The 23,952-nt window shown below is 73.3% G+C and carries 22 protein-coding genes; 9 read left to right on the top strand and 13 right to left on the bottom strand.

Annotation, left to right across the window (positions count from 1 at the left end; translation table 11 throughout):
- Positions 1–224: 224 nt before the first annotated feature.
- From ABD811_RS30915 to ABD811_RS30905, 3 genes are read left to right on the top strand one after another with little or no spacing between them, the layout of a single operon-like run.
- Complete coding sequence (locus tag ABD811_RS30915) at positions 225–1,427, top strand: DegT/DnrJ/EryC1/StrS aminotransferase family protein (protein WP_344954812.1); 1,203 nt, start codon at positions 225–227, stop codon at positions 1,425–1,427.
- A complete protein-coding gene (locus ABD811_RS30910; RefSeq protein WP_344954810.1) occupies positions 1,411–2,061 on the top strand; it encodes a dTDP-4-dehydrorhamnose 3,5-epimerase family protein in 651 nt (216 codons plus the stop codon). The genes ABD811_RS30915 and ABD811_RS30910 overlap by 17 nt, the downstream gene beginning before the upstream one ends.
- Positions 2,051–3,286 (top strand): methyltransferase domain-containing protein, encoded by a 1,236-nt coding sequence (locus tag ABD811_RS30905; protein WP_344954808.1) that lies wholly within the window; start codon positions 2,051–2,053, stop codon positions 3,284–3,286. Before ABD811_RS30910 ends, ABD811_RS30905 begins: the two co-directional genes overlap by 11 nt.
- A gap of 68 nt (positions 3,287–3,354) precedes the next feature.
- Here the strand turns inward: ABD811_RS30905 and ABD811_RS30900 are convergent, their stop codons facing one another.
- The 5 genes from ABD811_RS30900 to ABD811_RS30880 all read right to left on the bottom strand — a co-directional run bounded on the left by ABD811_RS30900 (position 3,355) and on the right by ABD811_RS30880 (position 7,723).
- Entirely contained in the window at positions 3,355–4,623 is a 1,269-nt protein-coding gene (locus ABD811_RS30900; RefSeq protein ID WP_344954806.1) for an RNA polymerase sigma factor, read from the bottom strand.
- A complete protein-coding gene (locus tag ABD811_RS30895) occupies positions 4,620–5,015 on the bottom strand; it encodes a YciI family protein (RefSeq protein WP_344954804.1) in 396 nt (131 codons plus the stop codon). The genes ABD811_RS30900 and ABD811_RS30895 overlap by 4 nt, the downstream gene beginning before the upstream one ends.
- A 102-nt stretch (positions 5,016–5,117) precedes the next feature.
- Positions 5,118–5,516, bottom strand: a complete 399-nt coding sequence (locus ABD811_RS30890; protein ID WP_344954802.1) for a VOC family protein — start codon at positions 5,514–5,516, stop codon at positions 5,118–5,120.
- A 183-nt stretch (positions 5,517–5,699) separates the two neighbouring features.
- Entirely contained in the window at positions 5,700–6,431 is a 732-nt protein-coding gene (locus ABD811_RS30885; RefSeq protein ID WP_344954800.1) for a class I SAM-dependent methyltransferase, read from the bottom strand.
- Entirely contained in the window at positions 6,431–7,723 is a 1,293-nt protein-coding gene (locus ABD811_RS30880; RefSeq protein WP_344954798.1) for an activator-dependent family glycosyltransferase, read from the bottom strand. Before ABD811_RS30880 ends, ABD811_RS30885 begins: the two co-directional genes overlap by 1 nt.
- A 192-nt stretch (positions 7,724–7,915) precedes the next feature.
- Between ABD811_RS30880 and ABD811_RS30875 the strand changes: the two genes are divergently transcribed.
- Positions 7,916–8,140: a ferredoxin gene (locus ABD811_RS30875; RefSeq protein ID WP_344954796.1), complete on the top strand. Its 225-nt coding sequence runs from the start codon at positions 7,916–7,918 to the stop codon at positions 8,138–8,140.
- 56 nt (positions 8,141–8,196) lie between these two features.
- Here the strand turns inward: ABD811_RS30875 and ABD811_RS30870 are convergent, their stop codons facing one another.
- Positions 8,197–9,351, bottom strand: a complete 1,155-nt coding sequence (locus tag ABD811_RS30870) for an epoxide hydrolase family protein (RefSeq protein ID WP_344954794.1) — start codon at positions 9,349–9,351, stop codon at positions 8,197–8,199.
- A 225-nt stretch (positions 9,352–9,576) separates the two neighbouring features.
- Between ABD811_RS30870 and ABD811_RS30865 the strand changes: the two genes are divergently transcribed.
- Both ABD811_RS30865 and ABD811_RS30860 read left to right on the top strand, forming a co-directional pair.
- The gene (locus ABD811_RS30865; RefSeq protein WP_344954792.1) at positions 9,577–10,821 is read left to right on the top strand and encodes a cytochrome P450 family protein; all 1,245 of its coding nucleotides are present in this window, start codon (positions 9,577–9,579) and stop codon (positions 10,819–10,821) included.
- 109 nt (positions 10,822–10,930) lie between these two features.
- Positions 10,931–11,233 (top strand): hypothetical protein, encoded by a 303-nt coding sequence (locus ABD811_RS30860; protein WP_344954790.1) that lies wholly within the window; start codon positions 10,931–10,933, stop codon positions 11,231–11,233.
- Positions 11,234–11,309: 76 nt separating this feature from the next.
- Here the strand turns inward: ABD811_RS30860 and ABD811_RS30855 are convergent, their stop codons facing one another.
- Genes ABD811_RS30855 through ABD811_RS30845 form a run of 3 tightly spaced genes read right to left on the bottom strand, consistent with a single transcriptional unit; the run spans position 11,310 to position 14,595 of the window.
- Positions 11,310–12,356, bottom strand: coding sequence for a carboxymuconolactone decarboxylase family protein (locus tag ABD811_RS30855; RefSeq protein WP_344954788.1), 1,047 nt, complete (start codon positions 12,354–12,356; stop codon positions 11,310–11,312).
- Between the two features lie 17 nt (positions 12,357–12,373).
- The gene (locus ABD811_RS30850) at positions 12,374–14,029 is read right to left on the bottom strand and encodes a GMC family oxidoreductase N-terminal domain-containing protein (protein WP_344954786.1); all 1,656 of its coding nucleotides are present in this window, start codon (positions 14,027–14,029) and stop codon (positions 12,374–12,376) included.
- Complete coding sequence (locus tag ABD811_RS30845; RefSeq protein WP_344954784.1) at positions 14,026–14,595, bottom strand: DUF5987 family protein; 570 nt, start codon at positions 14,593–14,595, stop codon at positions 14,026–14,028. Before ABD811_RS30845 ends, ABD811_RS30850 begins: the two co-directional genes overlap by 4 nt.
- 461 nt (positions 14,596–15,056) lie before the next feature.
- Here ABD811_RS30845 and ABD811_RS30840 point away from each other — a divergent pair, with 461 nt between their 5' ends.
- The 3 genes from ABD811_RS30840 to ABD811_RS30830 all read left to right on the top strand — a co-directional run bounded on the left by ABD811_RS30840 (position 15,057) and on the right by ABD811_RS30830 (position 18,214).
- Positions 15,057–15,686 carry a ScbR family autoregulator-binding transcription factor gene (locus tag ABD811_RS30840; RefSeq protein ID WP_344954782.1) on the top strand — a complete coding sequence of 210 codons (630 nt, stop codon included), beginning with the start codon at positions 15,057–15,059 and terminating at the stop codon, positions 15,684–15,686.
- A 293-nt stretch (positions 15,687–15,979) separates the two neighbouring features.
- Positions 15,980–17,056 carry a ParB/RepB/Spo0J family partition protein gene (locus ABD811_RS30835; RefSeq protein ID WP_344954780.1) on the top strand — a complete coding sequence of 359 codons (1,077 nt, stop codon included), beginning with the start codon at positions 15,980–15,982 and terminating at the stop codon, positions 17,054–17,056.
- 387 nt (positions 17,057–17,443) lie between these two features.
- Positions 17,444–18,214, top strand: coding sequence for a helix-turn-helix domain-containing protein (locus ABD811_RS30830; protein ID WP_344954778.1), 771 nt, complete (start codon positions 17,444–17,446; stop codon positions 18,212–18,214).
- 143 nt (positions 18,215–18,357) lie between these two features.
- On the opposite strand, the gene ABD811_RS30825 is transcribed toward ABD811_RS30830, so the two are convergent.
- The 4 genes from ABD811_RS30825 to ABD811_RS30810 all read right to left on the bottom strand — a co-directional run.
- On the bottom strand, positions 18,358–19,737 hold the full coding sequence (locus ABD811_RS30825; RefSeq protein WP_344954776.1) for a cytochrome P450: 1,380 nt from the start codon (positions 19,735–19,737) through the stop codon (positions 18,358–18,360).
- On the bottom strand, positions 19,734–20,354 hold the full coding sequence (locus ABD811_RS30820; protein ID WP_344954774.1) for a flavin reductase family protein: 621 nt from the start codon (positions 20,352–20,354) through the stop codon (positions 19,734–19,736). Before ABD811_RS30820 ends, ABD811_RS30825 begins: the two co-directional genes overlap by 4 nt.
- Positions 20,351–20,857, bottom strand: coding sequence for an acyl-CoA thioesterase (locus tag ABD811_RS30815; RefSeq protein ID WP_344954772.1), 507 nt, complete (start codon positions 20,855–20,857; stop codon positions 20,351–20,353). The genes ABD811_RS30820 and ABD811_RS30815 overlap by 4 nt, the downstream gene beginning before the upstream one ends.
- A 2-nt stretch (positions 20,858–20,859) precedes the next feature.
- Positions 20,860–23,952, bottom strand: a 3,093-nt coding sequence (locus tag ABD811_RS30810) for an SDR family NAD(P)-dependent oxidoreductase (protein WP_344954770.1), incomplete at its 5' end; no start/stop codon positions are given.

The raw sequence follows: 23,952 nt of genomic DNA, 5'->3' as shown, positions 1-23,952 counted from the left end.
CCCGCGCGCGCCGCCGGCGGAGGTTCCGGCGGCGGCGTCCCGGTCTGGCGCCTCCGCAGCAGAGGTCGGAGCGGACGGGCCGGTTTCGACATCCCCGCGAGAATTCGCGGGCGTCTCGGCACCGGCCGGTGCGACGCGGCGCGTCCGGGCGGTCGCGCAGCGGCAGGTGCGCACGGGGGGAGTAGTGCGCGCGGTCCCGCCGTGGCGACAGTGGTGGCGGAGGGATGATTCAAGTGATCAACGTGTTCCAGCCCTCACTGGGCGAGCGGGAACTGTCGGCCGTGCGCGAGGTGTTCGAGAGCAACTGGATCGGCAAGGGCTCGCGGGTGGCGGCGTTCGAGGCGGCGTTCGCCGAGCACGTCGGGGTCGCCCGGGAGCAGGTCACGTCGGTGAACTCCTGCACCGAGGCCACCTTCCTGGCGATGCGGCTGCTGGACGTCGGGCCGGGCGACGAGGTGGTGCTGCCGACGGTGAGCTTCGTCGGCGCGGCCAACGCGGTCGCCGCGGCCGGGGCGCGCCCGGTGTTCTGCGACGTGGACCCGCGCACGCTGAACGCCACCGTGGACGGCGTGGCGGCCCGCCTGACGCCGGCGACCAAGGCGGTGCTCCCGCTGCACTACGGGGGTCATCCCGGGCAGATCGCCGAGATCGCCGAGCTGTGCCGGGACCGCGGCCTGTTCCTGGTGGAGGACGCGGCGAACGCGCAGGCGTCCCGCGTCCACGGGCGGGCCTGCGGCACCCTCGGCGACATCGGCGTGTGGAGCTTCGACCACGGCAAGATCGCGGTGTCGGTGGACGGCGGCATGCTGTACGCGCGCGATCCCGAGCTGGTCGAACGGGCGACCAAGCTGGCCTACTTCGGCCTGGAGCAGACCAGCGGCTACGACCAGGCGATGCGGTCGCGCACCCGCTGGTGGGAGTTCGAGATCTCCTCGTTCTCCCGCCGTTCCATCATGAACGACGTGCTGGCCGCGGTCGGGCACGTCCAGCTCGGCAGGCTGGGCGAGTTCCTGTCCCGCAGGCGGGAGGTCGTCGCGGCCTACGACGAGGCGCTGCGCGAGGTGCCGGGCCTGCTGATCCCGCCGCCGCTGCCCGAGGGGCACGAGAGCTCCTACTACCTGTACTGGGTGCAGATGGACCCGGGCGTCCGCGACTCGGTCGCCAGATATCTGTACGAGCGCGGCATCTACACCACGTTCCGGTACCCGCAGCTGCACAAGGTGCGGGCGTACCAGGCCGGGGACGGGCGCTTCCCCGGGGCCGAGCGGGCGGCGGGCGCCACCCTGTGCCTGCCGCTGCACCAGGCGCTCAGCGACGACGACGTGTCGCTGGTCATCACCACGCTCATCGAGGCCATGGACGTCCACCGCGGTGCGTCCGGCGCCCCCGCGTCAGGTGAGCAGGCGTCCGGTGAAAAGGTCGCGTGAACTCGCCGTCGCGGGCGCCGTCGAGCTGATCCGGCCGGTCTTCCGCGACCACCGGGGGTCCACCGTCGCGCCGTTCCAGCAGTCGGCGTTCCGGGAGGCCACCGGACGGCCGCCGTTCCGGGTGGCGCAGACGTACCTCAGCGTCTCCGCGCGCGGCGTGGTCAGGGGCGTGCACTACACCGCGACGCCGCCCGGCGGCGCCAAGTTCGTCACCTGCGTCCGCGGCGGCGCGCTCGACATCGTCGTCGACCTGCGGGTGGGCTCCCCCACGTTCGGACGGCACGCGGCCGTGCGGCTCGACGCCGACGAGGGGCGCGCGGTGTACCTGCCCGTCGGCGTCGGCCACGTGTTCGTCGCGCTGGAGGACGACACCGTCATGTCGTACCTGCTGTCCACCGAGTACGCGGCCGCCGACGAACTGGCCGTCGCGCCGCTGGACCCGCGGCTGGGCCTGCCGATCCCCCCGGACGTCAGCCCCGTCGTGTCGGCCCGGGACGCGGCGGCGCCGACGTTCGCCGAGGCGGCCGAGGCCGGGCTCCTCCCGGACTACGGGCGGTGCCTGGAGGCCGAGGCCCTGGCGAACGCCGAGGCCGCACACAGTCAAGAGAGGCAGGGTGAGCCGAGTGACCGGTGACGAGCCGACGACGGGCTGCCGCGTCTGCGGCGGCACGGTCGAGCAGTGGTGCGACCTGGGACGGCAGCCGATCTCCCAGGACTTCCGCGACCCCGCCGCGACCGACCCGGAGTACTTCTTCCACCTCGCCGTGGGCGTGTGCCTGTCCTGCGCGATGGTGCAGCAGCTGGAGCAGGTCCCCAGCGAGCTGATGTTCCACGCGGACTACCCGTACCGCTCGTCCGGCTCGGAGTTCATGCGCAGGCACTTCGCCGGGGTGGCGCGGCGGCTGCTCGCGACGGAGCTGGCCGGGCCGGACCCGTTCGCCGTCGAGATCGGCTGCAACGACGGCATCATGCTCGGCACGATCGCCGCGGCCGGCGTCCGGCACCTCGGCGTGGACCCCTCGCGCCGGGCCACCGAGACCGCCGAGGCGGCGGGCGTGCGGGTGCGGGTGGACTTCTTCGACGAGGCCACGGCGCGCGAGATCCTGGCCGCCGAGGGCCCGGCCGACCTGATCTACTCGGCGAACACCGTCAGCCACATCCCCTTCCTGGGCTCGGTGTTCCGCGGGGCGGCCACGCTGCTCGCGCCGGACGGGGTCTTCGTGTTCGAGGACCGCTACCTGGGCGACATCCTCGACAACGCCTACTTCGACCAGATCTACGACGAGCACTGCTACCTGTTCGCGGTCCGGTCCGTGCAGGCGCTGGCGGCGCGCAGCGGCCTGGAGCTGGTGGGGGCCGAGCGGATCCCCGTGCACGGTGGTTCGATCCGGTACACGGTGGCGCGGGCCGGGGCCCGCCCGCCGGGGCCCGAGATCGCCGAGCTGCTGGCCTGGGAGCGCGAGCAGGGGCTGCACCGGCCCGAGCGGCTGCGGCGCTTCACCGCGCGCATGGAGCAGATCCGCGCCGACCTGGTGGACTTGCTGCGCGACCTGCGGGCCGCCGGTCACCGGGTGGTCGGCTACGGCGCCACCGCCAAGAGCGCCACCGTGACGAACTACTGCGGCATCGGCCCCGACCTGGTGGAGTTCGTCTGCGACTCGACGCCGGGCAAGCAGGGGCTGGTGACGCCCGGCATGCACCTGCCGATCCGTCCCCCCGAGTCGTTCGCCGACCCCTACCCGGACTACGCCCTGCTGTTCGCGTGGAACCACGCCGAGGAGATCATGGCGAAGGAGCACGCGTTCCGCGAGCAGGGCGGCAAGTGGATCCTGTACGTCCCCAAGGTGCACATCGTCTGACCCGGGACGGGGCCTGCCTCGGACAGGTCCGACACGGTGCGGCGGCCGCCCCACGGCGGCCGCCGTCGCTATTCGCGGTCCTTGGCGAGCCGGTCCGCCTGCGTCTGCAGATAGTGCTGTTCGGGCTGGCTGGTGGTCAGGCGGGCGGCCGTTCGGTAGCAGGCGCGGGCGCCCTCGTGGTCACCGGCCATCTCCAGCAGGTGGGCCCGGACGGCGTGCAGCCGGTGGTGCCCGGACAGCCGGTTGTCGGCGTCCAGCGGCTCCAGCAGGGCCAGGCCGGCCCGCGGCCCCCGCACCATCGCCACGGCGACGGCGTGGTTGAGGGTGACCATGGGGTTGGGGTCCAGCTCCTCAAGGATCTGGTAGAGCGCGACGATCTGCGGCCAGTCGGTGTCCTCGACGCGTTCGGCCTCGGCGTGCACCGCGGCGATGGCCGCCTGGAGCTGGTAGGGGCCGAGCCGGGCGCGGGCCAGCGTGTGGGTGATGAGGGTGATGGCCTCGTTGATGGACGCCCGGTTCCACCGGCTGCGGTCCTGCTCGGCGAGCGGGACCAGGCTGCCGTCGGGCCGGGTGCGGGCCGCCCGCCGCGCGTCGGTGAGCAGCATCAGCGCCAGCAGCCCGGCGACCTCGCCGTCGTCCGGCAGCATCGCCCGCACCGCCCGGGTCAGCCGGATCGCCTCGGCGGTCAGGTCGCAGCGCTGCAGCTCGGGACCCGAGGTGGCGGTGTAGCCCTCGTTGAAGATCAGGTACAGCACGTGCAGCACGGCGCGCAGGCGGTCCGGCAGCTCGGGCTCGGGCGGCATGCGGAACTGCGCGCCGGTCGCCCGGATGCGCTGCTTGGCGCGGCTGATGCGCTGGGCCATGGTCGACTCCGGCACCAGGAACGCCCGCGCGATCTCCGCCGTGGTCAGTCCGCCGACCGCGCGCAGCGTCAGCGCGATCTGGGACGGCGGCGTCAGGCTCGGATGACAGCACAGCAGCAGCAGCGTGAGGGTGTCGTCGTCGTGGACGAGGTCCTCGCCGAGCAGGTCGGCGTCGGCGGCCAGGGCGAGCAGCTCGTCCGGCGGGGTCCGCGAGGCGATCCGCTCCTCGCGGTGCCGGCTGGCCCGTTCGCTGCGCAGCTGGTCGGTCATCCGGCGGGAGGCGACCCTGATCAGCCACCCGGACGGGCTGTCGGGCACCCCGCGCTCGGGCCACTGGGTCGCGGCGGCCAGCAGCGCCTCCTGCACCGCGTCCTCGGCGGTCTCGAAGTTGCCGTAGTGCCGCACGAGCGCGGCCAGGACCTGCGGCGCCAGCGGGCGCAGCAGGTCCTCGATCCACCTGTCGTCGCCGCTCACATCTCCTGACCGGACATGCTCATGATCGGGTGCATCTCGACGGCGGCGAACCGGGCGCCGGGGAACCGCGCCGCGATCTCGGCCGCCCGTTCCGGGCCGTCGCAGTCCACCACGAAGTATCCCGCGAGATGCTCCTTGGCCTCCAGGTAGGGGCCGTCGGTGGTGGCCGGGACGCCGCCCCGCACGCGCGTCGTCCTGGTGCTCAGCGGGTCGCCCAGCGCCGCCCCGGCCACCAGCTCGCCGGACTCGGTGATCTCCTTGCGCAACGCCTCGAACTGCGCGGTCAGCTCCTCGCGCTCGTCCGCCGGCACCGCCAGCAGTTCCGGATCCGGCGGGGACACCGGGGAGCGCACGCTTTCCGGGTTGCTGTAGATCAAGAGCAGGTACTTCACTCTCGGCTCCCTCGGATCACGGTGGGGTACGGCGCCGCGCGGGGCGCCGCACGCCGGGCCCGGCGTGCGGCGGCTCCGGCGGCGCCGTACGGGCGGTCCGGCTCAGGCGGGCGGGCCGGCCACGCCGATCAGGTTCCCCTCCGGGTCGAGGAAATGCCCCACCGTGAACGCGCCGCCCTCGGCCGGCTCGGGGCCCATCACCCGCTTGCCGCCCAGGCTCTCGGCCTTGGCCAGCGCCTCCTCCACGCTGTCGACGCCCACGTAGAACAGCACCCGCTGCTGGTAGCCGGGGCCGCCGCCGACGCCGCCGGGGATGCCGGTGGTCCCGGTGGCCTCGACCACCTCGCCGCCCTGTACGAAGCCGTACTCGCCGGGCGCCGACACCTTCTCGGTGGCCGCGTCGCCGGTGTGGAACTCCCAGCCGAACAGGTCACCGTAGTAGCCGCGCAGCTTGCCCGGATCGCTGCCGATGATCTCGAAGTGAACCACTGGCTGTCCCATGAGGTCTCCTCCCCGCGCCGGCGCTCGCGCGACGCCGGCACGTCCCGATGCGCCCCACCCGGGCGCCTCACTGCAGAGGTCGGAGCCGGGCGGCCCGGTTCGACATCCGCCCGGGACATTTTTCGGCCGAATCCCGCGTCGCGGCCGAATCCCGGGTGACGGACGTCGTCCGGGCCGGCGCCGTCACCGGCGCACCCCGACGAACAGGCCGGGGCCGTTGGGCCTGCCGTTGGCGAGCCGCAGCGCCGGGACGAACTCGACCGAGCATCCGGCCTTGGTGAAGGCGGCCTCGTACTCGTGGCGTTCGAACAGCGTCACGTGCAGCACCTCGGTGAAGTCCGTGATGCCCTCGCGGTCGGCGACGGTGAACCGCACCTCCATGCGGGTCCGGTCGCCCTCGCGCACCGACCGGGTGATCCGGCTGATGACCCGGCCGTCGGCCTTCATCTGGTGCCCGTCGACGTAGCCGTCGATGAAGTCGGCCGGGAAGTACCACGGCTCGGCGACGAGCACGCCGCCGGGCGCCAGGTGCCCGGCCATCCGGGCGATCGCGGCCCGCAGGTCGTCCGCGGTGGGCATGCAGGCCACCGAGTTGCCCACGCAGACCACCGCGTCGAACGTCCGGCCGAGGTCGAACCGGCGCATGTCGCCCGCGTGCAGCGGCACCCCCGGCAGCCGCGACTCGGCGACCCGCCGCATGGCGTCCGCCAGCTCCACGCCGGCCACGTCGTCGAAGATCTCGCGGAAGGTCTCCAGGTGCGCGCCGGTGCCGCAGGCGACGTCGAGCAGCGAGCGCGCGGCGGGCGCCCGGTCGCGGACCATCCCGGCCAGCGCCCGCGCCTCGGCCGCGAAGTCCTTGCCGCGGTCGCGGAACACCAGGTCGTAGAACTCGGCGTGGCCAGGTCCGTACTGCATCACGACTCCCCGCGGGCGTGCTCGGCGATCAGCTTCTCGAACACCCGCACGGTGTCGTTGGGGCCCGGCACGGCGAAGTGCTCGTCCCGCAGCCGGGCCGCGTTCTCGGCCATCGCCGGGTCGGTGAGCGCCTTGACGAGGTGGTCGTGCAGCAGGTCGGCGGTCACCTGGTCGGCGTCGGCGACGTAGGCGCCGGCGCCCTGCTCCTCCAGCCCCTTGGCGAGGGCGACCGGCCCCCACCACTTCTCGCTCCAGTAGATGTTGGGCACGATCAGCTGCGGGACGCCGTGCTCCAGCGCGGCCGTCATGGGCCCGTAGCCGCCGTGGTGCACGATCGCCGAGCACGTCGGCATCAGCACGTTCAGCGGGACGAAGTCCACGGGGCGGACGTTGTCCGGGATCGCCGACGCCGTCGCCAGCTGCTTGTCGTCGAACGTGGCGATGATCTCGGCGTCCAGGTCGGCGACCGCCTCGAACAGCGTGTCGATCGAGGCGGAGTGGCCGAACCCCAGGTCCCGGTGGGAGATGCCGAGGGTCAGGCAGACGCGCGGCCGGTCGGGGCGCCGGTACATCCACTCCTCGACGGTGTGCGGGCCGTGGTACGACACCGGACGCGTCGGGAGGTAGTGGACGTCCGTGGGCCGCCACGTCCAGGGCGGCCACCCGATGACCGTCCACCGGCCGAGCACGACCTCCTCGTCGAACGCGCAGCCGTACCGTTCCAGGATCGGCTCCAGCCAGTCGCGCAGCGGGTCGGGCCGGCCGTCGCTGCGGTGGAGCCCGCCGTGCGCGCCGTAGCAGTCGGCCCGGATCTGGGCGGGGGTGTCGGCGCCGAACAGCATGCGGGCGTCCGCCGCGCCGCTGGCGCGGGCGGCCACCGCCCCGCAGTACATGAACGGGTCCCTGATGATCACGTCGGGGCGCCAGTCGCGGGCGAACCGCACCAGGTCCTCGAAGGTGTCGTCGTGGTTGAACAGGGTGCGGCCGCCGAACGCGGTCGTCTCCAGCTCGGCGAACGGGTCGTCCCTGGTGTAGTCGGTCTGCGGCGGCCGCCGCACCGGCAGGCCGGACCGGTCGGGCCCCCGGTCGGGTTCGGCCTGGTCCATCATCACGTCGAGCGGGATCGTGGTGCCGACCGGGATGCCGGTCAGCCCGGTCTCGGCGATGGCGTCGACCATCTCCGGCGGCGCCGCCACCCGCACGTCGTGGCCCGCGTTGCGGAACGCCGTCGCCAGCGGCACCTGCACGTACAGATGTGACTTGAAGGCGGCTGTCACGAACAAAACGCGCATCGAAGTCCTCTTCGTCGAGACGCCGCACATGCCGCGCGGCGCGGCCCGCGGTCACCACGAGCGTCGCAGCGCCCCGGGGCGCGCGCATCTTCGCCGTTGCGCTGCCGATGACCGCATTCCAGGAGGTGCCGGGCGGTACGGGCCGTGTGACGATGCCGCTGTCCGCCGACGGGACGGATCGGAGGGGTGGCGATGGGTGAGACCCGCTGGAAGGTCCACGTGGACCGGGACGCGTGCGTGTCGTCCGGCAACTGCGTCGCGCTGGCCGCCGAACGGTTCGAGCTGACCGACGACGGCGCGCGTCCGCTGCAGGAGATCCTGGTGGCGGACGAGGCCGTCGTGGAGGCCGCCGAGGCGTGCCCGATGGAGGCCATCACGGTGGTCGACGCGGCCGATGGCTCCGAGGTCGCGCCGTAGGCGCGCCGGCGCCCCGGCGGCCGGTCCCTGCCCACCGGCCGGTCCCCGGGCGGCGGCTAGCCCCTGAGGGAGCGGAAGAAGGTCCGGACGTCGTCGACCAGCAGCGCGGGCTGCTCCATGGCGGCGAAGTGGCCGCCCCGGTCGAACTCGGTCCAGTGCACGATGGTCGGGATGTCGCGGTCGGCGAGCCGGCGGATCGGCACCAGCATGTCGTGCGGGAAGACCGCGACGCCGACGGGGACGGTGATCGGCGGGACGGTGCCCGGGGCGGCGGCGAACTGCTCGCGGACGTACTCGTAGTAGAGCTGGGCCGACGACCCGGCGGTGCCGGTCAGCCAGTAGAGCATGACGTTGGTGAGCAGCTGGTCGCGGTCGACCGCGTCCTCGGGCACCGACGCCGAGTCGGTCCACTCCCGGAACTTCTCCACGATCCAGGCCAGCTGCCCGACCGGCGAGTCGGTGAGCGCGTAGGACAGCGTCTGGGGACGGGTGGCCTGCAATTTGAAATAGCCGTTGAGTTCGCTGTCGAAACGCGCGAGGACGGCCGCCTTCCGCTGGTCGCGTTCGTCCAGCCCGGCCAGTTCCTCCGGGTCGCCGGACGGCATCGTGATGAGCATGTTGGTGTGCACGCCGACGACGTGCGCGGGATCGGTCCGGCCGAGTTCCAGCGAGATCAGCGAACCGAAGTCGCCGCCCTGCGCGCCGTACCGGTCGTAGCCCAGCCGCCGCATCAGCTCGGCCCACGCGCGGGCGATCCGGCCGATGTTCCAGCCGGGCTCGCGGGGCGGCGCGGAGAACCCGTATCCGGGAATCGACGGGATCACCAGGTGGAAGGCGTCGGCGGGGTCGCCGCCGTGCGCGCGGGGGTCGGTGAGCGGGCCGGCGACCTCCAGGAACTCGGCGACCGAGCCGGGCCAGCCGTGCGTGAGGACCAGCGGCAGCGCGTCCGGCTCGGGCGAGCGCACGTGCAGCAGGTGCACGGCGACGCCGTCGATCTCGGTGCGGAACTGCGGGAAGTCGTTCAGCCGCGCTTCGGCCCGGCGCCAGTCGTACTTGTCGCGCCAGTACTCGGCCAGCTCCCTCAGGTAGCCGGGCGGCACGCCGCGCTCCCAGCCGGCCACCGGCGGGTCCGCCGGCCAGCGGACGGCGTCCAGCCGCCGCCGCAGCTCGTCCAGGTCGGCCTGCGGAATCTCGATCCGGAACGGTTCCACGAAAAGCCCTCCTTTTCCCGGGCATGCGCACCGTCCCCGTCGGGCAGGCGCATCGATCAACTCGAAATGACGCTAACCCAGGGCCGAACAACAATAAAGGGAAAGCCGGTGCGGACCACCGGATCCGGCAACACCGAAGAAGGCATTCTCCGAGATGAGAGAAATGACACGGCGCACCTACGGTCTGTATTGAATCAACGCCGAAATGCCTCATGGGAGGATTCGATGGAAAGCCGCTGCCCCGTCGTCCTCGACACCACGGGTCGGGACGTGCACGCCGAGGGCCGCGTCCTGCGCGAGCAGGGCCAGGTCGCTCGGGTGGAGCTCCCACAGGGGGTCCAGGCATGGACGGTCGTCGGCCACGACCTCGCCATGCAGCTGCTGACCGATCCGCGGGTCTCCAAGAACCCCCGCCAGCACTGGCCCGCCTGGATCAACGGCGAGATCGGCCAGGACTGGCCGCTGTCCAGCTGGCCGTCGATGGAGAACATGACCACGGCCTACGGCGCCGAGCACGCGCGCCTGCGCAAGCCCGTCGTCAAGGCCTTCACGCCGCGCCGCATCCGGTCCATGCAGCCCTACGTCGAGCAGACCGTGGCCCGGCTGCTGGACGACCTGGCCGCCTTCCCGCCCGGGGAGCCGGTGGACCTCAAGCGCAACTTCTCCTACCGGCTGCCCGCCGCGATCATCTGCGACCTGTTCGGCATCCCCGAGGAGCACCGCGCGGACATCCTGCGCGGCGGCGAGGTGACCACGGACTCCTCCATCACCCCGGAGGAGGCCGAGGCCAACGTCCGGATGTGGACCCAGCAGTTCCAGAACCTGATCGACGCCAAGCGGAAGTCGCCGCAGGACGACCTGACCACCGACCTGATCCACGCCGAGAAGGAGGACGGCGTGGGGCTGAGCGACTCGGAGCTGATCGGCACGCTGTTCGTGGTGCTGGGCGCCGGGTCGGAGACGGTGATGAACCTCATCACCCACGCCGTGCACAAGCTGCTGACGCACCCCGAGCAGCGGGCGATGGTCGAGGACGGCCGCGCCACCTGGGAGGACGTGATCGAGGAGACGCTTCGGGCCGAGTCGCCGATCAACATGCTGCCGCTGCGCTTCGCGGTGGAGGACATCGAGGTCGACGGCGTCACGATCAAGAAGGGCGACCCCATCCTGATGGGCTACGCCGCCGTGGGCCGTGACCCGGCGGTCCACGGCGACACCGCCGACAAGTGGGACATCACCCGCGCCGACAAGGAGCACCTGAGCTTCGGCCACGGCACCCACTACTGCTTCGGCGCGCCGCTGGCCCGGCTGGAGGCGCGGATCGCCCTGCCCGCCCTGTTCGAGCGGTTCCCCGACCTGACGCTGGCCGTGGAGGACCACGAGCTGGAGCCGCAGGGCACGTTCATCATGAACGGCTGGAAGACGCTGCCGGTCTACCTGACGGCCAAGGCCGCCGCGCACAGCCGCTGACCCTCGACGCCATCCCGGTCGGGCGCCCCGCCCGACCGGGATGGCCGCGTTTCCGTACAGAGATCCGACGAACGCACACAGACCCGACGAAAGGGATGGAGGTTCCCCCGTGCAGACAGTGGTGGTGCAGTACCGGACGCGGCCGGAGGCCGCCGACGAGAACCAGCGGCTCATCGAGCAGGTGTTCGCCCAGCTCGCCGCCGACCGGCCGGACGGGCTGCGGTACGCGGCCTTCCGCCTGGCCGACGGCGTGACGTTCGTGCACGTGGCGGTGGTCGAAGGCGACGCCAATCCGCTGCCGGAGGTGGCGGCGTTCAAGGAGTTCCAGCGCGACATCGCCGGCCGCTGCGCCGAACCGCCGTCGCCGCAGGGGGCCTCGGTCGTCGGCGCGTACCGGTTGCCGTTGGAGTGACGCTTCGCGTCCCCCGCGAACACGCCGGAGGGATCGCCACGCCCGCACAGGCGGACGTGGCGATCCCTCCGGGTTTCTAGGCCGGCCTCCCCACGTGGCGGGCCGCCGTGAAGGCGGCCCAGGAGGCCAGCTCCACCAGGGACGCGTCGTCGCATCCGCCCTCGCGTACCTCCTCGACCACCCGGGCGTCGACCTGGTAGGACGCCATGGCGGTCAGCAGCGCCAGCCGTCCGGCCGGCCGGTCGGCGTCCGGCAGCCCGGCCAGCGGCCGTTCGGTCCAGGATCGGCCGAGGCCGGGCGGCGCGCCGTCCCAGTCCGCCAGCTCGGCCGCGACCATCTCCCGCACCGCGGCCGGGACCGAACGCCCGCCCGCCGCGTCGACCACGGCCGCCGCCCGCGCGAAGGCGTCCGCCACCGTGGGCGCGCCCGCCGCCCAGGACATGTCGCCGGGCGGCGGGGCGGCGGGCAGCAGGGGCAGCGAGGCTCCGGGCTCGCGGTGCCGCAGCGAGTTCGGCCGCAGGGAACGGCCGATCACCCGCATCAGCCCGCCCCGCGCCCGCGCCGGCAGGCCCGGCGGGAACGGGGACTCGCCCAGGAACACGTTGACCATCCGGTTGAGGTAGTGGAACACCACCGCGACCCCGGCCAGTTCGCCGGCCTCGGCGGCCGGCAGCGGCAACGGCCGCCGCCCCGGCCCGCCGAGGTCCCGCGCCCAGGTCGCGACGGCGCGGACGCGCGGATCGGCGACCGCGTCGAGACGCCCCTCGGCGACGGCGGCGGCGTCACGCCCGCGCACCAGCCCGTACAGCGTCATGCCGTGCACGTCCACGCAGTACGGGCACCGGTTGCCGAGCGACACCGCCGCCGCGACCGCCTCCTTGGCCGCCCGGTCCGCCCGCCCGGTGGCGACGAGCGTCTCCCGCAGCGTCATCCACACGGCCGCCAGGACGTCCGGCACGGGGGAATGCAGGATCACCGGCGGCGCGAGGATGCCGAACTCCCGCTCCACCTGCGCGTACACCTCGGCCACCCGTCCCCGCGCCGCGTCGTGGCGCACCACGCGGACGTGACGGACCTGCTCCTGGGCGCCCTTACGGGCGGCCCGCGCGAACAGCGTGCTCATCGGGACCGCCCGCTGCGTCAGCCGCGCGCCAGGCCCGGCACCAGCGGCGCGGTCGCGCGGCGCCCGGCGGTCTCGCCGCTCGGGGCGGGGGCGCCGTAGGTGACCGGGACGCCCCGGTCGCGCGCGGCGCCCACGATGCCGGGCATCGCGCGCTCGGCGAGCGCGGCGATGGTCATCGCGGGGTTGACCGTCAGCGCGCCCGGCACGGCCGAGCCGTCGGTGACGAAGATGCCGGGATGGCCGCGCAGCTCGTGCCGGTCGTCCAGCGCGGACGTGGCCGGGTCGTCGCCGATGCGGCAGGACGCCAGCGGGTGCACGGTGTAGGCGCCCACCACGTCGTTCGTCCACGGCATGACCCTGCCCAGCCCGGCGCCCTCGATGATCTTCCGCACGGCGGCGTCGGCCTCGGTCCAGCCGCGGATGGTGTTGGCGGTGGGGTGGTAGCGCAGGCTGCCGCGGCCGAGCATCTGCTGGGAGATGCGCATGGCGTTGCCGGTGGCGGGCGGCGGCCCGAACACACCCTCGTTGTCGTCCTCGGACATGATGAAGATGGTCAGCCACGACTGCCAGCGCTTGAGCATCTCCTTCTTCTCCACGCCGAACCAGGACGGGCCGGACGCGTCCGGCACCTGGGCGAGGATGGTGCCGAGGCCGGGCGGGAAGTACAACTGCTCCAGCGAGAACCGGGAGTACTCGGGCAGGGAGCCGTCGAGCCGGTCCCAGTTGGCCACGACGGGCCCGCGGCCGATCTGGTTGGCGGCGTAGGCCAGGCCGTCGCCGCGTTCCAGCCCCAGCACGTCGCGCACCGCGTCCTCGTCGATGACGGCGGTGTTGAGCCGTTCCCCGTTGCCGGAGAAGTACCGGCCGACGGCGTGCGGCATGCGGCCGAGCGCCGCCTCGGACCGCTGCAGGATGACCGGGGTGGCACCCGCGCCCGCCGCCAGGATCACGATCTTGGCGTCGATCGCGCCGCCGGCGGAGCGGATCCGGTAGTCCTCCTCGTCGATGAGGTCGTAGTGCACCCGGTAGCCGCCGTCGTCGGTGCGGGACAGGTGCTGCACCTCGTGCAGCGGCCGGATCTGCGCCCCGTGGGCGAGCGCCGCGGGGAGGTAGTTGAACAGCAGCGAGCGTTTGGCGTCGAACCGGCAGCCCGCCATCATCCAGTTGCAGTTGGTGCACATCTCGGTGTCGATGGCGACAGGGACGGGGTTGGCCGTGTGACCGGCATGGTGGCACGCGGCCGCCCACAGGCCGCCGGCGTAGGTGACGTCGTCCCAGTCCTGGCGGGTGACGGGCATCGCCTCGGCCACCCGGTCGTACCAGGGTTCGAGGGTGTCCCGGTTGATGTCCTTCGGCCACATCCTGCGGCCGATCCCGCCGCGCCGTTCGAACACGAACCGCGGGGCCCGGGGCATCGCGGCGAAGTAGACGACGCTGCCGCCGCCCACGCAGTTGCCGCCGAGCACGCTCATCCCGTCGCCGACCACGAAGTCGAAGATGCGCGTGTAGGACGAGCCGAGCTTGAAGTCGTGCTCGAAGTCCTTGCCCTCCAGCCAGGGGCCGCGTTCGAGCACGACCACGCGGGCGCCCCCGGCGGCCAGGTGGTAGGCGGCGATGGCGCCGCCGAACCCGCTGCCGACGACGAGGACGTCGGTCTTCTCCACAGCGGTCATGCCAGGCTCCCCGATTCGGTGGTGGCGGGATGGGTGTCGGCCAGCTTCCGGCCGTAGCCGTACTGCGGGAACCGCCACAGCCCGTCGCCGTCCGGGTCGGCCAGTCCCATGGCGGCGATGCCGGGGTGTCCCGCGGCGATCGCGTCACGGGTGTGCATGTGCGCGGCGGAGTCGAACGCCATGTTGCTGAACAGCGCGAGCGACACCCAGATCTCCTTCTCCGGGTGGCCGGGCGCCAGCAGTGCCCGCGCCAGCGCGGTCCGCTCGGCGAACGGCAGCGCCACGAACGGCGGGACCTGCTCGTCCAGGGTCAGTCCGCGGACCTCGGCGTGCGTGCGGGCGTGCGCGTTCAGCAGGCGGGCGAGCTCGTCCAGGCCGTCGCTCACGCCCGTGGCGGACCACTCCAGCAGTTCCAGGGCGCCGGCCGCCACGGCGCCGGGACCGGGCGCCGCCCCGGCCACCGCGCGGTCCGCCGGCCAGCGTTTCTCACCGGGGACGATCGTGTCGGCGAACGCCTCGATCGTCATGTTCCGCGCCTGCGCGTCGGTCTGGGCATCCGATGGCACGGTGACACCTCCTGTCGTCGGCAAGGGAAAGCACGCTCGGGTCGCTCCGCCGGGTGGCCGGGCCACCGCGGCGGGTTCGGGTCAGCAAAGAAGGGGACGATCGCGATCACTTGACCGGCCATGGCGGTTCCGCCGGGAATTCGCCTGCCCTGTCTCCCCAGGTCCCATGGTCGAAGGCGCCCGCAACGCCCGCATCTCTGAGCGTGCCGTCGCCGCGCGGCGACCGTCCGCGCACGTCAGCCCGCGTGCGCGCGGCCGGCGGCGGACGCGGCGCGCGACGCCGTTCGGCCGGTTTCGACCGGGAGGATCCGACCGATCGGCGGCCCGCCGAGGAGGGAACGCACCAGCCCTTGACAGGAGCCGGTCAGCACGAGAAAACCGGCACCTCTATACCTTTACACCGAGCGCTGTTATAAGATCACGTTTCCCCGATCACAACTGGGAAGAGAGCAGCTCACGGCATGCAGGAACGCGCGGCCCAGACCAGACGCACGATCTTGACAGCAGCCGCCGAGCTCTTCGAGGCTCGCGGATACCAGGGCACCCGGCTCCAGGACGTCGTGGCGGGCCGCTCGGTGAGCAAGGGCGCTCTGTACTTCCACTTCTCCTCCAAGGAGGAACTGGCCGCCGCGGTCATCCGGGAACAGCGCGACCTGCTGCCCAAGATGGCGGCCACGCTGCGCCCGTCCCACCCGCAGGCCATCAGGCTGCTCATCGAGATGTCGCAGCGGATCGTGGAACATCTCGGCGGCAACCCGATGACCCGGGCCAGCACCCGGCTGGCCTGCGAGCGCGACCAGATCGGCCCCTCGGCGCCGGTGCTGTTCGACCCCTGGATCGCCAGCATCGAGCGGCTGTTCGACGAGGCCAAGGCGCAGGGCGACATGATGCAGGAGATCGACTCCCGGGTCGTCGCCGAGTTCATCGTCTCGGCCCTGTCGGGGATGCAGCGCCGGGTGCGCGCGGGCGAGACCGAGCTGGACCTGCGGCGGTTCAACGCCACGATGTGGCGGCTGATCCTGCCCGGCCTGCTGCGCCCGGAACGCAGGACGGACGTCATGAAGTATCTCGACACCGTCGACGCCGGGTAGCCGCCCGGACACGTTGTCAACGGGAGGAAACGCAACTGTCACTGCCTCTTTCGGCCACGTGACGGCATGACGGCCGTTTCCTCCGCGTCCCGGCGCACCACACGCCCCACATCGACACCGTGTGTAACGCGTCGGACACTCCGCCTTGACCCGTTCCAGCATCACCGAAGTATTGCCAAAAGCCGGACCGCGGGTATCTTTTGGACTTGATCGCCCCAGTCGGGTCGTCGGAGGGCACCGGCGGCTCAGCGCTCCCTGGGCAACGCTGCGACGAACGGGGGACGAGAGATCAAGTGAAGCGGATTCACAGTCTGTGGTCCACCAGCACGCGTGCAGCTGATCCCGAAAGTCCGCCGGCGCCCACGCCCTCCGCCCCCGCCCCGACGGCCGCCGTCCTGGCGATCTCGGAACTGCGCGGCGACTTCGCCATACGGCGCGACGTCGACGAGGAACACGTGCACCGCCTGCACCAGACCGAGGAGCGCCTGCCGCCCATTCTCGTGCACCATTCGACGCTGCGCATCATCGACGGCGTGCACCGGCTGCGGGCCGCCGCACTCGGCGGCCGCCAGGAAATCGAGGTCGAATTCTTTTACGGCGACGAGGAGGACGCCTTCATCCGGGCGGTGGCGGAGAACACCCGGCACGGGCTGCCGCTGCCGCTGGCCGACCGCAAGGCGGCGGCCCTGCGCATCCTGGCCGCCCGCCCGCACTGGTCCGACCGGGCGATCGGGCAGCGCGCCGGGCTGGCGGCCAAGACCGTCGCGGCGCTGCGTCAGCGTTCGACCGCGGATGGTCCGGAGTTGAACGCCAGAACCGGCGTCGACGGCAGGACCAGACCGATGAGCGGGGTGGACGGCAGGCTGCGCGCCGCCCAGGTCATCGACCGCCGCCCCGACGCCCCCCTGCGCGAGATCGCGCGGATCGCCGGGGTGTCCGTGGGAACCGCCCATGACGTGCGGCGCAGGATGCGCGAGGGCCAGGACCCGGTGCCCGCGGGGCTGCGCCGCGCCGCCGAGGCGGCCCGGCGGCCGCGGGACGAGGCGCTGGAGAAGGTGCGCATCGACACCACGGCGCGCGACGCGACGGCGCCCCCGGCGAAGGCGGACGAGGGACAGGACGCGCCGGTCGACCTGTCCCCGCTCCTCCAGCAGCTCACCAAGGACCCCTCCCTGCGCCAGAGCGTGCTGGGCCGCAGGCTGCTGCAGCTGCTGAACACCCGGTCGCTGACGGTCGCGGACTGGTACGTGCTCGTCGACGCGATACCGCCGCACCGCCTGGCCACCATCGCCCTCATCGCCCGCCAGTGCGCCGACAGCTGGGAGCGTTTCGCCCACACCCTCGAAGAGCGGGCGAACCCCTCCCCCTGAGACCGGCGCGCACCGCCGCGTGGGCGCCGCACCGCGCCTGCCCCCTCGAACGCACCCCGGTGGCCGGCGGACGGGCCATCGGGTTCGTCATGTCCGGGCCGGCGAACATTTGCGAATCGGCTTAACAATATGCGGTGCCGCCGCCCGCGCACCGCCACCGCATTGCGCGCAACCATTTTCCGACCAGGCGATACGCACCGCATTTTACGGACGGTGATCCGATAAACACGTTATCCCGGGCGTTCAACGCACCGGGGACTTCGGCAGATTATTTGATATGCTGACTCCCGGTCAGCCAAGCCCCCGCAATCGCGAATTCACGGCCGCACTGCTCAACGAGGCCCGCTCCCCATTCAGCCCGAGTCGACGCATGTGACGGAGAAGACCATGGGTGGCCACGCGGAAGAAAGCGTCCAGCGAGTCATCGACAGCATTCACCAGAACATCAGCGAGCCCATCACCATCGACGATATGGCGCGGACCGCGATGTTCAGCAAGTTCCATTTCACCCGCATATTCCAGCGGGCCACCGGGGTGTCGCCCGGCCGATTCCTGTCGGCGGTCCGACTGCAGGAGGCCAAACGGCTGCTGCTGTCGACCTCCCTCAGCGTGACCGAGATCAGCCACAAGGTCGGCTACAGCAGCGTCGGCACGTTCAGCTCGCGGTTCAAGAGCAGCGTGGGCCTGTCCCCGACCGCGTACCGGCAGCTGCGCGGCTTCGCCCCCAGCATCCCGGTCGACACCCACCGCTCGTCGGCGCACTCGATGAGCATCCACGGGGAGGTGTTCCAGCAGGACGACGGCGACGGGGACGGGGACGGCGCGGAGGGGACGATCTTCATCGGGCTCTTCCCGGACACCATCCCGCAGGGACGGCCGGCCCGATGTACGGTGCTCGGCGGCCCCGGACCGTTCCGGCTCGACAACGTGCCCGAGGGCGACTGGTACCTGCTGGCGCAGTCGGTGGTCCCCGGTGAGGAGTACGTCATCGGCGAGACGCCGCCGACCGTCGCCGTGCACGGGCCGCTCACCGTCCGGCACGGGCACCTGCTGCGGCCGGTGCGCATCGGGCTGCGGCCCATGCGGACCCTCGACCCACCGGTGCTACTGGCGCTGCTGGACACCCGCCGGGTCGCGCTGAGCGCCACCGCGAGCTGACCGCCCGCCGCGCCACCGCGTACGCAAAGGCCCCGGGCCGGTGAAAATCACCGGCCCGGGGCCCTTTTTTGTGGGCCCGGCCGGGCGGTGACCCGGCGCCGGGGCATGGGGACGCCCGGAGGCACGCGGCCTCCGGGCGGCTGTCAGATCGTCGTGACGTTCATCTTCAGGCCGCCGCGGATGCGCAGCGACAGCATCGGCTCCGGGACGACGCGGTGGCCGGGCGCGTGGGTGAGCCGCAGCTCCCGCACCACCATGGCCAGGACGAAGGTGGCCTCCATCATCCCCAGGTGGCTGCCCACGCAGAACCGGGGCCCGGCGCCGAACGGGATGTAGGCGTAGCGGGGCCGGTCCTGCGAACGCTCCGGGGCGAAACGGTCCGGGTCGAAGACGTCGGGCGCCTCCCAGAAGGCGGGATGGCGGTGCAGCGCGTACGGGGACACCAGCACGTCGGAACCGGCCGGCACCCGGTAGCCGCCGACGTCGTCCTCGGCCTGGGCCACGCGGGTGAGGATCCACACCGGCGGGTACAGGCGCATCGCCTCCTGCAGCACCATGGCCGTGTACGTCAGCCGGTTCAGGTCGTCCAGCACGGGACGCCGGTCGCCGAGCACGTCGACGGCCTCGGCGCGCAGCCGTTCCAGCACCGCCGGATTCCGGTCGAGCAGGTGGAACGTCCACCCCAGGGTGCTGGCCGTCGTCTCGTGCCCGGCCAGCAGCAGCGTCACCAGCTCGTCGCGCAGCCGGCGGCGCCCGACGGCGGGGTCGCCCTCCCTCCGGACCGACACGATGAGCCGGGACAGGGCGTCGTCGCCCTCGTCGGCGCGCGCGCCGCGTCCGGCGACCAGGTCGGCGACCACCCGTTCCAGCTCGCGCCGGGCCCGCCGGAACCGCAGCTGCCCGGGCAGCGGCAGCCACGTGGGCACCGCCCCCTGGGTGACCATCTCGAACATGGCCTGGTCCTGGACGGCCTCGAACGACGCGCCGATCGACCCGTAGGCGCTGAGGTCGGCGTCCAGCAGGGTGCGGCCGAGGACGCCGAGCGTGAGCCCGGTCATCTCGTGCACGACGTCGACCGGTCCCCCGCCCGCGCGGGCCCGCAGCCGTGCGACCAGCCCGGCCGCCTCGTCGACGATGGCGCCGGCCCGCTGGGCGATGCGCTTGTGCTGGAAGGCGGGCTGCACGGTGCGGCGCTGCTCGCGCCACAGCTCGCCCTCGCTGGTCAGCAGTCCGTCGCCGAGGGCCCGGCGGGCCTGGACCAGCCCGATCCCCTTGTGGTAGTTGCCGCTGTTGTCGGCCAGCACGTGCTTGGCGTGGTCGGGGTGGTTGAAGAAGTAGAGCCGGCGCGGCCCGATGGCCAGGCGCACCGCGTCGCCGTGCGCGGCGGCCGTGCTCATCAGGCCGAGCCGGTCCAGCGCGAGCCTGCGCAGCAGCCCGGGGGTCGCGGTCCACGAGGGCCCGGGGGGCTCCCGGCGCGCGGGGGTCGCGCGCCGGGAGCCGGTGCTCCTGCCGGTGGCGGTCATGACGTCACCTCGCCGGCGTCCGGGCCGGGGACGGCGTCCGGTGCGGGGACGGCGTCCGGTGCGGGGACGGCGTCCGGCCCGAGCCGGTGGAAGCGGCCCTGGTAGAACAGCAGCGCCTCGGGGCGGCCGGCGCCGGGCCGGTCCATCGACAGCACCCGGCCGAGGAAGATCGTGTGATCTCCGGCGTCGTGCACGTTCCACACCTGGCACTCGAACCGGGCCAGGGCGCCGCCGATCAGCGGGACCCCCGCCTGCGGGCCGATGTCGCAGTCGACGCCCTCGAACTGGGCGGCGCCGAGCGGCCGGGACAGGTCGGCGAAGTACCGCGCGATCTCCTCCTGGTGCGCGGCCAGCACCGAGACGCCGAAGTAGCCGGTGCTCAGCCGCCGGTGCATGACGGCCTGGTGGCCGATGCAGACCAGCACCAGCGGCGGGTCCAGCGACACCGAGGTGAAGGAGTTGGCCGTCATGGCGTGCGGCGTGCCGCCGCCGACGGTGACCACGGTGACGCCCGTGGCGAACTCGCCCAGCGTCCGCCGCAGCAGCCGGGGGTCCGGCGCGTCGACGGCGTCGGCAGCGGTGGCCGCGGGTCCGGTTGCCCTGGAATGGATGCTCACATCGCGCTCCCGAGCTTGACCCGCGGCTGCGGCGTGTACGGCGCCAGGGCCCGCACGAGCGACTCGGGGACGCGCGCGGGGGCGGTGCGGGTGTTGGGGCCGCGCATGCACGCCACCCGCTGGCGGCCCCGGGCGACCAGGGTCTCCAGGCCGCCGGGGTCGAGCCGCACGTAGTCGAAGCCGAACTCCAGCTGGGTCTGCGCCAGCTCGATCAGCCGCATCCGGATGGACAGCTCGTCGAACGCGGTGATCTCGGCATAGAACTCGCAGTCGACCTTCAGGGTGAACAGCTTCAGGTCGTCCCGCAGCTCGGCCAGCACCTGCGGGGCGCGCTCCTTGAGGAACAGCTCGCGGCAGCGGCCCTGCCAGCGCACGTAGTTGACGTAGTAGACGTTGCCGACGAGGTTGGTCTCCTCGAAGCCGACGGTGTGCCGGTACTCGTAGTAGTCGTGGTCGTCCATGTTCGTAGGGGGCATGGTCGGGGGCGTTGTCGGGTCGGGCATGCTCAGGTCCGTCCTTCCGCGAGGACAGCGAGGACCGTCCGCCCGGGACGGTCCCGCAGGGTGGTGGCGAGCGTCGCGACGCGCAGGGAGCCGGAGGCCAGGACGGTCCAGGCGTCCGCGCCCGCCCGTCCCGGCGCGAGGGCCAGCGGGGCGTCGGCGGGCAGCCCGGCCTTGCGCAGGCACTCGACCGCCGACCAGACGCGGGTGGCGGCGGTGTCGCGGTCGTCGCCGGTCTCGGCGGCGAGCAGCCCGGCCAGCGCGGCGTGCCGTCCGAGCAGCCCGTCCCAGTCGGTCTCCGAGCGCCCGGTCACCGTCTCGACGTCGCAGGCGGCGATGCCGTCGGCGACGACGCAGAGGGTGACCCCGGCGCCGTGGGACGCCGAGATCGTGCGGCCGTCGCCGAGTTCGGGGCGCCCGTCCGGCCGGTACCGGATCTCCGCCGGGTGCCCGAGCGCCCGCCCGGCGGCCAGCGCGGTCGCGGCCCGGCGTCCCTCGACGCCGCCGCCCGACCCGCCGTCCGAGCCGCCCGATCCGTCGTCCGGTTCGACGGCCGCCGCCACGCGCACGCCGATCCGGTCCTCCACCTCGCGTTCCAGGTAGGGGCCGAGCAGCGGGACCGCCCAGGGGCCACGGCCGTCGCCCTTGCGCACGGCGCGCAGGCGCAGGCCGTCCCACCGTTCGACGACGGCGCCGGTGGCGTCGCGCACGGCGATGTCGTAGACGTAGGTGTCGCCGTCGCGTTCCCGTTCGGTGGCGCAGTAGCGCAGGTCGCCGGTGACGTCCGGGCCCGCCGGGTGCACCCGTTCGATGCCGGACGGCAGCAGCGTCGCGTCGGGGACGCACACCTGGTTGCCGTGCATGAGCGCGTCCCGCATGCCCGGGTCGGCGAGCAGCATCGCACCGGGCAGGAACCCGGCGAACCAGCCCTGCGCCGGCTCGGCGGCCACGTCGGCGTCGACGTGGCGCGCGGCGGCCCGGTGGTAGCCGCGCAGCCGCTGGAACCGGGCGCCCTGGAACAGCACGCTGCCGTACAGCTCGGCGGCCGGGTCCAGGGACACGGCGGGCAACTCGTCGCCGACCTGCTCGGGCGGCCCGGCGGGCGGCCGGGCGCCGGAGTACACCAGCCGCGCGGTGAAGTGGTCGGCCGCGAACCCGGTCTCGGAGCTGCGGATCGCCACCCGCACCGCGTCGTCGTCGACGACCGTGGCGGCGACGCGGACGGTCGTGCTGCCCTGCGGCGGCACGACGATGGGCCGCTGGAACTCGGCGCCCTCGATGACCGGCGGGTCCTGCCGTCCGGTGACCGCCGCGGCGGCCTGCGCCATGGCCTCCATCCCGATCACGGCGGGGAACAGCAGGTTCCCGTCGAGCAGGTGGTCGGCCAGGTACGGGTCGGAGCCGGCGTTCAGCTCCACCTCGGTGACCAGCTCGACGCCGTGGTAGTGGACCAGGGGACGGTCCACGAACCGCAGCAGCGGCAGCTCGGGCCGGTCGTGCCGGACGGTGTCGATGGTGCCGGTCCGGCCGCTGATCACCACCACCGGCGGCACGTCCGGGTCGGCGACCAGCCGCCGCATGATCTCGATGCCCTGGTCGGGGGTGATCGCGGTGATGCCGTCGCGCTCCAGGCCCTCGACGACCGACAGCCGCTCGCCCATGCCGACGCCCGACCACACCGACCACTCCATGCAGACCGTCCGGCAGCCGGGGTGCCGGGCGGCGAACTCGCGGGTGAGGTCGGCGAGCCGTTCGTTGGCGGTGGCGTAGTGCGCCTCGCCGCGCAGCCCGGCCCGGCCGATGATGCTGCCGAACGTCACCAGCAGCTTCAGCCGTTCCGGCGCGACGGCGTCCAGCACCGCCCGCAGCCCGTCGATCTTGGGGGCGAGGGTGCGCCGGAACGCCTCCATGTCCAGCCCGGCCAGGCCGCCCGGCTCGTTGCGGCCCGAGCCGTGCAGCACGGCGGTGACGGGCCCGAGCGTGCCGGTCAGCTCTTCGACGGCGGCGCCGACCTGGGCGGGGTCGGTGACGTCGGCGCGCGCGTAGCGGACCCGCACCCCGGCGTCGGCCATCCGCCGCAGGTTGGCCGCCAGCTCCTCATCCTCGGCGGGGTCGGACCGGCCGAGCAGCGCCAGGGCGGCGCCGGTGTCGGCGGCGACGGCCAGCGCGCACTCGGCGGTGATGCCCTTGCCGCCGCCGGTCACCAGCAGCACGTCCGAGTCGTCCAGCGCCGGGACGGCACGCGCCGCGCGCACCGGCATCGCCCGCAGCGTGGGGACGCGCCGGACGCCCTCGGCGTCGTAGTGCGCCTCGCTGAACCCGGACGTCGCGGCGACCTCCGCCACCACCCGGTCCACCGCGTCGCCGGTGAACGGGGTGTGCACGACGGTGACGTGGAGAGCGGGCGCCTCCTGCCGCAGCGTCCTGGCCAGCGCCGATGCGCCGTGACCGTCCTGCACCAGGACGAAGCGGCTGCCCGGCCGGCCGCGCAACGCGCGCTGCGCGCCCTCCAGCGCCGGTTTCAGCTGCTCCTCGGTGCAGTCGCGGGGCAGGCACACCAGCACGCCGGTGCCGAGATCGGCGCGCTCCAGCGCCCGGCGCAGCGGCTCGGCGAGCGGATGCCCGCCGGTGGCGTGCACCTCCCACGGTCCCGCCTCGGGGGTGACCGGCAGGTCGGCCGGGATCGGCGCCTGGCCGGGGACCGCCTCGGCGGTCACGGGACGGCCCGTCAGCGGCTCCTCGGCGAGGTCGACAACGAACGAGCGCGCCCACGCGGCGGCCCCGGCGACCACGGGCGCCCGGTCGGCGTCCCCCGACCGCGCGGTCTCGGCCAGGGTGTCGAGGGCGTCGGCGAGTTCCCGCACGGTGGCCGTGGCGAAGTTCGTCGGCGCCTGCGTCACCGGCAGGCCCCGCAGCCGCGCCGCCTGGTTCATGACCTGCCCGACCGTGATGGAGCTCAGGTGCAGGTCGTCCAGGGGGCGGCTGTCGTCGGCGACGGTCTCGGGCGGCAGTTCGACCCGTTCGGCCAGCAGGCGCCGCAGCAGCTCGATGCCGGGTTCCTCCGACTCCGTGCCCGTGCCCGCGGCGGCGTCGCCGTC

Source organism: Actinomadura miaoliensis (genome assembly GCF_039536785.1).
In the GTDB taxonomy this organism is placed as follows: domain Bacteria; phylum Actinomycetota; class Actinomycetes; order Streptosporangiales; family Streptosporangiaceae; genus Spirillospora; species Spirillospora miaoliensis.
This window is presented reverse-complemented; position numbering and strand designations above follow the sequence as displayed.